Source organism: Citrobacter braakii (genome assembly GCF_002075345.1).
GTDB lineage: Bacteria > Pseudomonadota > Gammaproteobacteria > Enterobacterales > Enterobacteriaceae > Citrobacter > Citrobacter braakii.
On sequence record NZ_NAEW01000002.1, the window covers coordinates 306,257 to 319,657 of the forward strand.

At 49.8% G+C, this 13,401-nt stretch carries 13 protein-coding genes and 1 riboswitch; of the genes, 4 read left to right on the forward strand and 9 right to left on the reverse strand.

Annotation, left to right across the window (positions count from 1 at the left end; genetic code table 11):
* The first annotated feature begins 240 nt into the window (after window positions 1-240).
* Genes BZK42_RS05945 through BZK42_RS05955 form a run of 3 tightly spaced genes read left to right on the forward strand, consistent with a single transcriptional unit; the run spans window position 241 to window position 3,481 of the window.
* Window positions 241-1,518: a nucleoside permease gene (locus BZK42_RS05945; RefSeq protein WP_016153674.1), complete on the forward strand. Its 1,278-nt coding sequence runs from the start codon at window positions 241-243 to the stop codon at window positions 1,516-1,518.
* Entirely contained in the window at window positions 1,515-2,519 is a 1,005-nt protein-coding gene (locus BZK42_RS05950; RefSeq protein WP_065554091.1) for an ADP-ribosylglycohydrolase family protein, read from the forward strand. Before BZK42_RS05945 ends, BZK42_RS05950 begins: the two co-directional genes overlap by 4 nt.
* Window positions 2,516-3,481 (forward strand): PfkB family carbohydrate kinase, encoded by a 966-nt coding sequence (locus tag BZK42_RS05955; protein ID WP_080858893.1) that lies wholly within the window; start codon window positions 2,516-2,518, stop codon window positions 3,479-3,481. Before BZK42_RS05950 ends, BZK42_RS05955 begins: the two co-directional genes overlap by 4 nt.
* Here the strand turns inward: BZK42_RS05955 and BZK42_RS05960 are convergent.
* Genes BZK42_RS05960 through thiM form a run of 3 tightly spaced genes read right to left on the reverse strand, consistent with a single transcriptional unit; the run spans window position 3,455 to window position 5,828 of the window.
* Window positions 3,455-4,201, reverse strand: a complete 747-nt coding sequence (locus BZK42_RS05960; protein ID WP_016153677.1) for a GntR family transcriptional regulator — start codon at window positions 4,199-4,201, stop codon at window positions 3,455-3,457. The two genes, BZK42_RS05955 and BZK42_RS05960, sit on opposite strands and share 27 nt — an antisense overlap.
* Before the next feature lie 41 nt (window positions 4,202-4,242).
* Window positions 4,243-5,043, reverse strand: a complete 801-nt coding sequence (gene thiD / locus BZK42_RS05965; protein WP_049041098.1) for a bifunctional hydroxymethylpyrimidine kinase/phosphomethylpyrimidine kinase — start codon at window positions 5,041-5,043, stop codon at window positions 4,243-4,245.
* Window positions 5,040-5,828 (reverse strand): hydroxyethylthiazole kinase, encoded by a 789-nt coding sequence (thiM, locus tag BZK42_RS05970; protein WP_053388836.1) that lies wholly within the window; start codon window positions 5,826-5,828, stop codon window positions 5,040-5,042. Before thiM ends, thiD begins: the two co-directional genes overlap by 4 nt.
* Window positions 5,829-5,859: 31 nt before the next feature.
* A riboswitch (TPP riboswitch) is annotated at window positions 5,860-5,956 on the reverse strand.
* 221 nt (window positions 5,957-6,177) lie between these two features.
* On the opposite strand from thiM, the gene BZK42_RS05975 reads away from it, so the two are divergent.
* Window positions 6,178-6,510, forward strand: a complete 333-nt coding sequence (locus BZK42_RS05975) for an RcnB family protein (protein ID WP_019077205.1) — start codon at window positions 6,178-6,180, stop codon at window positions 6,508-6,510.
* Between the two features lie 53 nt (window positions 6,511-6,563).
* Here BZK42_RS05975 and BZK42_RS05980 read toward each other — a convergent pair whose 3' ends face one another.
* From BZK42_RS05980 to apbC, 6 genes are all read right to left on the reverse strand, one after another.
* Entirely contained in the window at window positions 6,564-7,547 is a 984-nt protein-coding gene (locus BZK42_RS05980) for a fimbrial protein (RefSeq protein ID WP_046275443.1), read from the reverse strand.
* A gap of 11 nt (window positions 7,548-7,558) precedes the next feature.
* Window positions 7,559-10,045, reverse strand: coding sequence for a fimbrial biogenesis outer membrane usher protein (locus BZK42_RS05985; RefSeq protein WP_080858894.1), 2,487 nt, complete (start codon window positions 10,043-10,045; stop codon window positions 7,559-7,561).
* 13 nt (window positions 10,046-10,058) lie between these two features.
* Window positions 10,059-10,739 (reverse strand): fimbrial assembly chaperone, encoded by a 681-nt coding sequence (locus tag BZK42_RS05990; protein WP_080858895.1) that lies wholly within the window; start codon window positions 10,737-10,739, stop codon window positions 10,059-10,061.
* A gap of 63 nt (window positions 10,740-10,802) precedes the next feature.
* On the reverse strand, window positions 10,803-11,342 hold the full coding sequence (gene yehD, locus BZK42_RS05995) for a fimbrial protein YehD (protein ID WP_016156961.1): 540 nt from the start codon (window positions 11,340-11,342) through the stop codon (window positions 10,803-10,805).
* Between the two features lie 272 nt (window positions 11,343-11,614).
* Window positions 11,615-11,896, reverse strand: coding sequence for a DUF2574 family protein (locus tag BZK42_RS06000; protein ID WP_016153685.1), 282 nt, complete (start codon window positions 11,894-11,896; stop codon window positions 11,615-11,617).
* Window positions 11,897-12,160: 264 nt separating this feature from the next.
* A complete protein-coding gene (gene apbC, locus BZK42_RS06005) occupies window positions 12,161-13,270 on the reverse strand; it encodes an iron-sulfur cluster carrier protein ApbC (protein WP_016153686.1) in 1,110 nt (369 codons plus the stop codon).
* Window positions 13,271-13,401: the final 131 nt, after the last annotated feature.

Sequence of the window (13,401 nt, forward strand, 5' to 3'; positions counted from 1 at the left end):
GTAAGTTCCGATTTGAAACCGGAATGTGGATTGTCCTGACCCGCTTTGTTGCGGGCAGCAATAAGCCTGGTACCGACTGCGTTTTTTTTCCATCTTTAGCGCACTTTTCAGCAACTTCTGCTGGCTCGATTCAGGAAGAAATAATGTTAAGGCGGTCAAATTTAGACCTCAAAGGTATTTTAAAGGTATTATCGAATGGTACTATCAGTGCGTACCTTACCTGTCATGAAGGATTTAAAGATGAAAACTACAGTTAAGCTGTCGTTCATGATGTTTGTAGAGTGGTTTATCTGGGGCGCCTGGTTTGTACCGCTGTGGCTGTGGCTGAGTAAAAGTGGCTTTAGCGCCGGGGAGATCGGCTGGTCCTACGCCTGTACCGCAATTGCCGCGATCCTGTCGCCCATCCTGGTCGGCTCTGTCACTGACCGTTTTTTCTCCGCGCAAAAAGTGCTGGCGGTGCTGATGTTCGTCGGCGCTATTTTAATGTACTTCGCCGCGCAGCAAACCACCTTCAGCGGATTTTTCCCGCTGTTACTGGCCTATTCGTTGACCTATATGCCGACGATTGCGCTGACCAACAGTATCGCTTTTGCCAACGTCAGTGACGTTGAGCGTGATTTCCCGCGCATCCGTGTGATGGGGACCATTGGCTGGATCGCCTCTGGTTTGGCCTGCGGTTTCTTACCGCAAATGCTTGGCTATAGTGACATCTCCCCTACCAATATTCCTCTGCTTATCACTGCCGGAAGCTCCGCTCTGTTGGGCGTCTTTGCGTTCTTTTTACCGGATACACCGCCGAAAAGTACCGGCAAAATGGATTTCAAGGTCATGCTGGGTCTGGATGCGCTAATCCTGCTGCGGGATAAGAACTTCCTCGTCTTTTTCTTTTGCTCTTTTCTGTTCGCGATGCCGCTGGCGTTCTATTACATCTTCGCCAACGGTTATCTGACAGAAGTCGGGATGAAAAACGCCACCGGCTGGATGACGCTGGGCCAGTTCTCTGAAATCTTCTTTATGCTGGCGCTACCGTTTTTCACCAAACGCTTTGGCATTAAAAAGGTATTGCTGCTTGGTCTTATTACTGCGGCTATCCGCTACGGATTTTTCGTTTACGGCGGCGCGGAAGAATATTTCACTTACGCTCTGCTGTTTCTCGGCATTCTGCTGCACGGCGTCAGTTACGACTTCTACTACGTCACAGCCTACATTTATGTCGATAAAAAAGCGCCCGTACATATGCGCACCGCGGCGCAAGGGCTTATCACCCTCTGCTGTCAGGGATTCGGTAGCCTGCTCGGTTATCGTCTGGGCGGCGTGATGATGGAAAAAATGTTTGCTTATCAGGAACCGGTGAATGGTCTTACCTTTAACTGGGCTGGCATGTGGGGATTTGGCGCGGTCATGATCGCCGTCATTGCCGTAATGTTTATGATTTTCTTTCGCGAGTCAGATAAAGAAATCACCGCCATTAAGGTGGACGATCGCGATGTAGCGTTGAAACAAGGGGAAGTAAAATGAAAGCAGAACGTATTCTCGGTGCTCTTTATGGGCAGGCGTTAGGGGATGCGATGGGTATGCCGTCGGAACTGTGGCCAAGAACCCGGGTTAAAGCCCATTTCGGTTGGATCGACCGTTTTTTACCCGGCCCTGCGGAGAATAATGCCGCCTGCTATTTTAACCAGGCGGAGTTCACTGATGACACCTCCATGGCGCTGTGTCTGGCTGATGCCCTGCTTGAGTGCGACGGAGAGATTGTACCCGACGTTATTGGCCGCAATATTCTGGGCTGGGCTGAACGTTTTGATGCTTTTAATAAAAACGTGCTCGGCCCGACCTCAAAAATTGCGCTAAAAGCCATTCGCGACGGCAAACCTGTCGCCGAACTGGAAAATAACGGCGTTACCAACGGAGCGGCAATGCGCGTTTCACCGCTGGGATGCCTGCTCCCCGCGCGCGATCTCGATGCCTTTATCGATGATGTGGCATTAGCCTCCAGCCCGACACATAAATCGGATTTGGCTATCGCTGGCGCAGTGGTGGTCGCGTGGGCGGTATCACGCGCTATCGACGGCGGAAAATGGTCAGAGATTGTCGACGCGCTGCCAGCCATTGCCCGGCATGCGCAGCAAAAAAGGATCACTACCTTTAGCGCATCGCTCTGTGCACGCCTTGAGCTGGCGCTGAAAATTGTCCGTAACGCTGACGGCATTGAGTCTGCCTGCGAGCAGTTGTATCAGGTTGTGGGGGCCGGAACCAGTACCATTGAATCCGTGCCTTGCGCCATCGCTATGGTTGAGCTGGCGCAGACCGATCCTAACCGCTGCGCCATTCTGTGCGCGAACCTCGGGGGCGATACCGACACCATCGGGGCGATGGCAACTGCCATTTGTGGCGCGCTCCACGGCGTAAGTGCGATTAATCCGGCATTGAAACATGAGCTCGATGCGGTAAATCAGCTGGACTTTATCCGCTACGCCAGTGGATTGATGCGACTGCGCGAGCAGCGGGAGGCACTATGAGCACCACGCGTCTGCAACAACTTCTCCCGCAGTTACGCACACAGCGACCCGTTACTGTGGTGGGTGCGGCGGTGATTGATGTCATTGCCGATGCGTATGCCCTTCCCTGGCGCGGATGTGACATTGAACTCAAACAGCAAGGGGTGAACGTTGGCGGCTGCGCGCTCAATATTGCCGTAGCACTCAAGCGGTTAGGTATCGACGCCAGTAATGCTTTACCGCTGGGTCAGGGGGTGTGGGCCGATATTATCCGCAACCGGATGGCAAAAGAGGGACTGCACAGCCTGATCGATAACGCCGCAGGCGATAACGGCTGGTGCCTGGCTCTGGTCGAGCCGGATGGCGAACGTACCTTTATGTCCTTTAGTGGCGTCGAAAATCAGTGGAACGCTGACTGGCTGGCACAGCTGGAGATCCCACGTCACAGCCTGGTTTATCTCTCGGGCTATCAGTTAGCCTCTCCGTGTGGTGAGTTGCTGGTGCATTGGCTGGAAGGGCTGGAGGAAGTGACGCCGTTTATCGATTTTGGCCCACGCATCGGCGACATTCCCGAGCCCTTACTGGCAAGAATTATGGCCTGCCGTCCACTGGTATCGCTCAATCGGCAGGAGGCGGAAATTGCCGCCGAGCGGTTTGCATTAAGCCAGGATATAGAAGGTTTTGGCGCACAATGGGTGCAACGTTTTGCCACACCGGTGGTGGTACGCCACGATAAAGACGGTGCGTGGTATTTCAGCACCCAAACTTCCGGTTGCGTACCGGCATTTGCGACAGCGGTCGTTGATACCATTGGCGCTGGTGACAGCCACGCTGGCGGCATGCTGGCCGGACTGGCGTCTGGCTGGTCGCTGGCTGACGCGGTACTGCTTGGAAACGCCGTGGCGTCCTGGGTGGTAGGGCATCGCGGCGGCGATTGCGCCCCTACGCGCGAGGCGTTACTCCTCGCACACAAACACGTATAGATCGCTTCGACAATAGCTGATGCTGTATTCAATGGGCCGTTGCTGCTGGTCAAGCGCTACCTGCTTGATCACCAGCACCGGCACTTTGCTGTCCATTTGAATGTGCGCCTGGAACTCTGCGTCAGGCATTCGGGCACTGACACGTGAGCGGGTGCGCTGCGGGAAAATATGCTGGCTGCGAAAATAGTCATACAGTGAAACGCCGATGGCATCCACGTCATGAATTAGATGGGCAGGAACCCATGACTCTTCAATAGAAACCGCATCTTCATCTACGTAGCGAATGCGCTTGAGCAGGAAGACGTCACTCCCCGTGGCAACAGCCAGCTGCTGCGCTACCTCTTCCGGGCAAGGCACAATCCGCTTGTTAACCCACAGCGTATCTGGTTTTTTACCGCGCAACACCACCTGCTGTGAAAAACCACGCGCTTCTTTTAGCGAATACTCGAAGATGTTGTTGATCTGCGTCCCGTAACCGCGGGCGCGCGTCACGACGCCTTCTTCTTCCAGGGCTTGCATCGCCTTACGAACCGTAATTCGCGAAACGCCAGTCAATTGGCTGAGATCGCGCTCGCCGGGCAGGATATTTCCATGCTCCAGAATCCCGCTACGCACAGCGTTTTTCACCGTTTGCGCAAATTTCATATACAGCGGCGTGTTATCTGCCGCGGAAATACGTTCATTCAGTTGCGCGATAAGCTGGGTATGCGCTTGTTCCATTTATCTTTTTCCTGCAGCCGTTTCTGCAGCCAGTATACTCATTACCACCACGCGTGGAAATGATGCACCGGACCAATTCCCTCACCGACTTCCAGGGTGTCGGCCTGCGCCAATGCCGCTGAAAGCCACAACTTAGCTTCCTGCACTGTCTGTGCCCAGTTGTCATGGCGCGGACGCAGCGCCGCCAGTGCCGCCGATAGCGTACAGCCAGTACCGTGGGTATTTTTGGTCATCACCCTTGGCGCGGTAAAACGCTGCTCGCCATCACGGGTAAAGAGCCAGTCGGGGCTTTGCGCATCCTCCAGATGACCGCCTTTCATCAACACCGCCTCGCAACCCAGCGCCCGCAGCGCCCTTCCCTGCTCTAACATCTCCTGCTCAGTCTGCGCATGGGGAGCCCCGAGCAGCGCCGCTGCTTCGGGTAAATTTGGGGTGATAATCGAAACCTGCGGCAGCAAATGGGTACGCAGCGTTTCAATCGCCGAAGGAGACAGCAACGGATCGCCGCTTTTCGCTAGCATCACTGTATCCAGCACGACATTTTGCACCCGATGGCGACGCAAGCGTTCGGCGACCGCTTCAACAATATCCGTTTCCGCCAGCATACCGATTTTAGTGGTGTCGATACGCACATCACTGAACACCGAATCCAGCTGCGCGGCGACAAAGTCAGGTTCAATGCGATACACCGACTGCACCCCGCGCGTATTTTGCGCCACCAACGCCGTGATAACCGAGCAGCCATAAGCGCCAAGCGCCGAGAACGTTTTTAAATCGGCCTGAATACCTGCGCCACCGCTTGGATCGGTTCCGGCAATCGTTAATGCGTTAATCCGTTTCATAGTTGCTCCTGCGCGTTCAGGTTATAGAGGGCGTCGATAAATGCCGGGACAAAACTGCCCGGTCCGGTTGATTGTTGAGTGGCTATTTGTCCAGCCTGTTTCATCCAGCTACAGGCGGAGGCGACGTTATCAAGCCGGTCACCGTGCAGGGCGCAACTGGCTGCAACGACTGCCGACAGCGCGCATCCGGTGCCCACCGCGCGCGTCATCAACGGGTCACCCCCGTTCACGCAGACGGTACGCTGACCATCGGTGATATAGTCAATTTCGCCGGTAACCACGACAATGGTCCCAACCTGACGAGCCAGTGCCTGCGCTGCGGGAAGCGCAGCGGCTGCCGTATCGGTCGTATCCACGCCGCGTCCCCCGCCGTTAATACCCGCCAGAGCCAGTATTTCCGAAGCGTTGCCGCGGATAGCTGCAGGCTGTAGCGCCAACAAATCCAGACAGAAGCGACGACGAAACTCCAGCGCCCCCACGGCAACGGGATCGAGCGTCCACGGGGTTTTAGCAAGTTGTGCCCGCTCAACTGCGGCGCGCATCGCCGTAGCCCGTTCCCGGGTTAAGGTGCCGACGTTAACCAGTAATGCACTGGCAATAGCCGCGAACTGACTGGCTTCCTCGGGCTCGATTACCATTGCAGGTGATGCGCCCAGCGCCAGCAGCGTATTGGCCGTAAAGCTTTGCACGACCTCGTTGGTCATGCAGTGTGTGAGAGGGGAAAGCGTTCTAAATTGGTGTAAGGTGTGAGCCGCGAGTGTGCGGCTGTGCAGGTCAGGCTGCATGGTTCAGCTCCTGCCCGCGCGAAGAAGGGACACGAGCAGTGTCAGACTTCCCTACGCTGGCATTATCCAGATCAGGTGGTACGGGTATTTCTCAGCCTTCACCAGGAAGGGCACCCCGAGTCGTTGAAACACAAGTTTCGGTAACAGAATACTGCCTACGCTTGATGATGTAAATTAGCGCAGCACCATGGCCCTCCACGAAATTACGGGGTAAGGTTGCAGCTATTCTGTACATTCATTTACACTTTTTACGAAATGACTGGCGTGATAACAAAAAAGTTCTTGTCAGATGCCCTATAAGCCAGGAATGATACACGACTGATGTTGATGACCCGAACAGGTAAAGAGGATGGGTATGAAGAATAAAATGTTGCTGGGTGCACTCCTGCTTGCAAGCAGCGTCGTCTGGGCCGCGCCGGCCGCAACAGCTGCTCCCACCGGAATTGATAAGTATGAGTTGAGCGGTTTCATTGCCGATTTTACCCATTTTAAACCTGGTGACACGGTCCCACCGCTGTACCGTACTGACGAATATGCGATTAAGCAATGGAACCAACGCAACCTGCCAGCACCTACCGCCGGTACCCACTGGACCTACATGGGTGGTGCGTACGTGCTGATCAACGATGCTGACGGTAAGATCATTAAAGCCTACGACGGCGAGATTTTTTATCATCGTTAATAGAAAAAACACGTACTTTCAGCAAGAAAGTACGTGAAATACCCGCAAATCAATTAGTCATAAGATACTGCAAATATCACTTTACTTTGTATTTCACCAGGCATTAATGATTCCCCTGTCACGCGAACATATTTCGCAGTGATAGGGAAAGTGTACTGATTACTGATTGCTTCCAGTTTGGTCATTCTGTTCATCAGATTATCCCCCTGTTTTAGAGGAGAAGTCGCGGTGCCATTATATATCTGGAACCCCACCCCTTTGGCGCCATTCGCTATCGTGTTTTTTAGTATTTTCCCGCTTTCATCCCAGTCACCGCGCACCACTTTAAAAGTGACGGGATTGGTAGTAACGTTATATATACTTTCGCAATTCAATACCAGATTTGTGGAACCCGATTTGGTATTATTAACCGTGAGCATCTCATTCAATGTGGTATCTGGCATTTTAATTTCGTATCGAGGTAATGAAAACTGACACGTGGTGGGTTTATGCGTTACTGTAAAGCTTAAATTCTGTGTAAAAGCTGAATTACTCGATAAACGTCCGGTAACCCAGCAATAAAGATAAGCTAACCAGTTTGAAGTACAAGAATTATCAGAGGTAATACTTACTGCCGGGTCGCTCAGACTAAACGCATCACCGGATACTGTCTGCTTAATAGTCCCTGAATTTACATATCTTGCTGAGATGGTGAAACTTTTGGTATCCAGCACTTCGCCGGCACTAACCGTTTTCTTACCAATACTTACTGGAAAATCATTGCTGGTCAGATTGATATTAATTAAAACCTTCTTGCCGCTGCCCCCCTGAATTGCAACAATGTAATCCTTGAGCGGTGTTGTATAATATAAGCTATCACTGTTAGCTGTACACACTATGTTGCCACTGGAACTGAGATTAATTTGATTTGTTGCTGTTCCAGATGTCATATCCAGATTAATTGTCGTTAACCCGCCATTTTTTGTCTGAAATGTACACCCGGCATCAGCACCAAAGGATGACAGCAGCAAAAATATCAAAAATACGTATCCTTTCATATCTTGCATCCTTATCGGCAAATATAGACTTTATTCTCATCAATCACCCTATCGAAGGTAATTGTACAGAACTGTCCCTGCTGTTTATTAACTGCAACACGTACCGACGCGGGAATGTCGTTGGTGCGAATAAATAACCGACTACCCTGCCCCACCAGACCAACATTATTACCGATATCATCTTCCACTTCATAACCGAAAGATAACGGAGAGCCGTCCGGACGCTCGGCCAGGAAGTACCAGGGTTTGCGCCGATCGGTTTCAAACTCCGTCATCACGACCGCACCGCGATAGGGTACTGTACCTTTTCGATTGCCCAGTAATGCCACATCGCTATTAGTGTCGGAAAGATCCAGCATCAGCATATTTTCCCGGTACGGCGTCAGACTGTCGTAAACCGCGTAACCTTTACTGTTGGTTGTTAGGTAACGATGCCCTTGCACAGCCGCACCCTGTAACCCAGGCGCTTTAACAATGGCGAATGTATCTGAAAGCCGGGGAGTCAGAGCCACGCCCTCAGACCACACCACGATCCCCCCCTGAATATTGCCGCTGGCCTGTTGATACTTATTCGATTGGCTGTAACTACTGCCTACAGTCGCCACTGGCGCGCGCCAGACCATGCTAACGCCCGCCGTTGTCTCGTTCCCCTGTCGTTGCTGACTGAGATTGGCACCATAGCTGAATTGATCGCGATGACCCGTCACCCCGCTTAAGCTGGTGTTATTCGACTGAAAGCCGTCATTATCAAACGTCGTGGAATTAGAGACGAACAGATCGCGTCGAGGAGTGGAAATACCGTCCCCCCACGAGAACGGGATGGAGATATACAGGTTAAAACGCTTATCCTCGTGGTTATCCTCATCGTACGTTTGACTCACGGCAACGGTATAGCTAACTCGCTGCCATGCGTTAGAGTAGCTAAGTTGATAATCTTTGCCATTTCCACTGCGTTGCCAATAGTCGCGCCACAGGCCGCTAACCGCCAGGGATCCCCAGTTTTCGGGTAACGCTTGATTTATATTCAGTGAAAAACTGTTCTTGCGGCCAAAGTCGTTTTGATAGTAGTCCGCAATGTCATAAACATCGTTCTTATCGCGATTATAGTTATTTTTATTATTCGCCCACACGTAGTCATTAAAGGTACGATAATCCCGCGAGGAGTAACGATAAGCTGCCAGTGCAAACTGCGTACCGGTCTGCGTGACATATTTGTTCCATGCAACCTGATAGCTCTGACCATCAAAAACATCACCATTATCTTGCTCGCTATGCGATCGCGTGGCGTCTACCGATACTGCGCCAATGGGGGTATTCCAGCCGGTCCCAAGCACAAATGAAGAATAGTTTTGCGACAGCATTGTACCGCCATAGACCGTTAGCAGATTGTTCAGACCATACTGATAACTCCCTTGCAGGAAATCATACTGATTGCCAGCCCCTTCAATATGGCTACGCCCTGCAGCGAAATCATATTTCGATACGCCAGACTGCAGCATATTTGGCACAGATGAAAAAGGCACCAGATAATGAGATATCGAACCGTTAGCCTCTTTCACACTGACATCTAAATCCGAACCGCCGCCAGCGAGTTGTAGATCATCAATAGCAAATGGGCCTGGTGGTACTTCTTTCTGGTAAATAACAAAACCATTTTGTTCGATGGTTACCAGGGCGTTGCTCTGGGCAATCCCACGAACTACAGGGGTAAAATTCTGTTTTGAGTTTGGTAACATTTGCATATCGCGCCAGATACGCACACCACGAAAACGTACGGCATCAAAAATATCTGCCCCGGTATACATGTCACCGGCGCGCAATGTACCAAGAATCGACGGCACACCACGTTCCACATATAACGTGTTGCTCTTCCATTTGCCGTTGCCCTCGTTACCTTTCGTATAGTTGTCACTTGAATGCAACTGCCACCCCAGCAGGTTCAACCCGCTATTCAGGTTCACATAGCTGCTTTTATCATCACCACCGTGTTTATAATTACTGTAATACTGGCTGGCGTAATAAGAGGTATAAAAAGCGTTTACCCCACGATCCCAGGTTTCAGGCGGCATATATCCTGGTTCATATTCAACCACATACGCCTGAGGCACGCTTAAATTTAGAATAAACTCCCCAATGTCATAACTAACACTGCCGCCCTGCACTGCTGCACGCAGCGGCACGCAGCCTTCTTGTTTATCCGTTTTAATGTTCCCGGTGCGAATACCAATTTGCTGCAATTGTGCCCAGGACAGACATGTCAGTTCGGGATCGTCTTTAATATCAATATCGTACCGACCACGCCACTTATTATTAAGATAAACATCCATTTCATATATACCGGGCATTGGCTTATCGCCATCAATTTGATAGCGAGAGATTTTCTCACCATTCAAACCACCGATCATAAAGTGGGTATCAAACGTGTCTTCTTCAGCCCATACGGATGAAGTGGCCAACACCGACAGGATTGACAGTGTAATAGAATTTATCTTTGACATAATCAATCCTTGACTATCTTTCCGTTTTTATTTTTTCACTTAAGTAGTTTCCGTGATCATCAATAAGAGTAACCTTGTAATGATTAACGACAGGAGCGGTGACGACCTTTTTATCTGACCACGGAGCAAGTAACACTGTCTCGCTGTTTATTTTTGAATTACCCACTAGTTCAGGAATAGTAATCCAGTTTGCAGAATTATTTTTGATATTAATGCCACCGCTGATATCTCTGACGCTTAAGCGAGAAAAGCTTTTTTCATCTATACCGGCGATACCCTGCGGGCGATATATAAATTTGATGCGATTCTGCATAGCAAATTTAATCATGTTCTTGCCTTCTGATTCCGCAGAATTAGGAGGAATATCTAACACATTCAGGAAAAAAAGACTTTCACGATCTTCCGGTAGCGTATTTGCCAATTGCTTAATTTTCAGTTGTTGACCAGAACCTCCGCTGACCTTTGCCACAGGAGGGGTCATTACAAATGGCACGTGGATTTTTTCGGGTGGCAGACTGGTATCTCCGTCATCTATCCAGGATTGAACCAGCGAGCTGCGACTGCCTTCATTCATTAACTGCACGGTGATTTCTTGTTTCTGTGCCGGATAAATGACACGGGTGCCGTAAATGTATATGCCGCCCCACGCAGGCATTACCGTACCGGCCAGTAAAAACACGAGTATTTTTTTCATTATAATTATCCTTACTGCGGAAATAATCGGCGGCCGGAGCCGCCGACAAACAGGATAGTCATCTTAATCAGTAACAACAGTCATCGTCAGCGAAGAGGCCACATCACCAGCGGAGACATCGGCAGAACCAATTTTCGCGTAGCGTGCGCTAAAGTTCAGAGTATATTTATTGTCCGCAGTTTTAGTTAACTCAATACCTGTATCGGGGTTAACCTGTTTAGTAAAATCATCACCATAGTAAACGGTGAAGCCAGCACCATTATTTGCTGCGGTATTTCGTGTAATATATTTATTATTGCTGTCAAATTGAGAACTGGAGAAAGTAATTTTTGGTGCTTTACTTCCTGTACATTCAACCGTCAATGGCACGGTGGTTTTATTTGAGTATCCTTCATAAACACCACCAGCACTTAAGGCATTTAATCTGTCAGCACCAATTTGGTTCATACCAATGGTCGCAGTGGTATCCCCTGTAAATTTACAGGTGGTCCCTACTACCTTACCAGTAATAATCAGTTCACCCTGATCAGAATCAGCAGCAAAAGCCCCAGCGCTCATAACTACAGCGGACAGAACAGCAGCGGAAATAATTGAACGTTTCATCGTATATTCCTTAATAAATTAACTTCTATTGGTTAAGAGGACTTAACCTGTGAAATTAAATTCGCACACCAGAAACGTTACCGCAATGTAAACGCGTTGTTTTATTGATTTAAAACAAATTGCAAAGCGCAATATAATAGAAACAAATCAGTCGATTTTTTTATTCTTTTAAATTAATAAATTTACGAGATTAATTGTCGGAATGAAATTCTTCAGAGAAATGGTCAGCCACTTATTATTCACAATAATAATGCATGGCTGATAAAAGACGTTTAATCGTAACGCGTCATCACAATTTGTCGTGTAGCGTCACCGGTAATAGTAACAATTTCAGTTACCGCACCTTTTGTTGGATTGGAAACACCCGCTCTGACGTTTGAAAAGGAAATGGCATTGCCACAGCGTTGCTGCACTTCGTTATTTACAACATCAGCGCTACAGGTGGGTTCAGTTACCCGACCATTGATATTCAGGGTGGCAGTATCTGTGGCGAAAGCAGAAGCGCTCATTCCATAAGCCAAAGTAATAACTCCCAAGAATAAATTTTTTTTCATTACGTTCATTATTCCTGTATCGGTTGGGAAACAGCACACAAGCCGTTTTTCCAGTAGATTATGGATTAACTGCCTCGCTAAGACTAATTGAGATTGTAGATTAATTCGACCAATTTGATCAATTTAAATGATGCATTGAGGGTGTTTATTCAGAAAAAGACATGAATTATACAGTCCGGATAAATAATTGAGTGAGATTTTTCATCCAATATATTCACTGCATCAATGAATTATTGATGCAGTGAATATTTGTAACGCTATTAATTACACCGCGCGGAAGGCAATTTCACCTGGGATCACTTCCCCTTGCCAGTAGAGCTGGGCAGCGACACGTCCTGCAAGGTCGCGGTAAATGGCGGTAAATTCGCTGTCAGGACGGCTGATGACCGTCGGCGTACCACGATCCAGGTCTTCACGCAGAGAAATATGCAGCGGCATCTGTCCCAGCAGTTGGGTGTGATACTGCTCAGCCAGTTTCTGCGCGCCACCGGTGCCGAAGATTGGCTCGTGATGACCGCAGTTGCTGCAAATATGCATACTCATATTCTCAACAATACCCAGCACTGGCACTTCGACTTTTTCGAACATCACGATGCCTTTTTTCGCATCGATCAGCGCGATGTCCTGCGGAGTGGTCACCACAACAGCCCCCGTGACCGGAATGTTTTGCGCCAGCGTCAACTGGATATCACCCGTACCCGGCGGCATATCCAGTACCAGGTAATCAAGATCCGGCCATAAGGTTTCTTGCAGCATCTGCAGCAGGGCTTTGCTGGCCATCGGGCCACGCCACACCATCGCATTATCGTCAGTAACCAGATAACCAATAGAGTTTGTCGCCAGGCCGTGAGACATGATCGGCGCCATATGGGTACCGTCTGGAGAGGTTGGACGCTGGTTTTCCGCACCGAGCATCGTCGGGATTGACGGGCCATAAATATCGGCGTCCAGTATCCCTACCTTCGCCCCTTCCGCAGCCAGCGCCAGCGCCAGGTTCACGGCAGTAGAGGATTTACCCACGCCACCTTTACCCGAACTGACGGCGATGATGTTTTTTACACCATTAATGCCCGGCTGGTTTTTCACGCGTTTCAGCGTCGCAATGTTATGCGACAGTTTCCAGTCGATCGCTTTCGCACCAGTAATACGCAGCAGATCGGCGCTACATTGCTCTTTTAAGTCCTCAAACGCGCTCTGCCAGACAAACGGCATGACCAGCTCAACGTGCAACGTGTCATCCATCCAGGCGACGTGGTGCAACGCTTTAAGCGTCGTCAGATTATGCTTCAGGGTTGAATGCTGAAAATTCGCCAGCGTCCCGGCAACCATCGCGCGCAGGGTCTCTGGTGATTTGGCCTGGGATTGTGCGTTCATCCCGACTCCTTTTTGTTGTTCTGAAAATACAATAGTCACCAGGTAGTTTACTCCAACCGCAACAATTATTCATTTACGGATAAATGCCCTTATCGCTTGGCGCAGTAATTACCATTTTGGTACTATCAAAG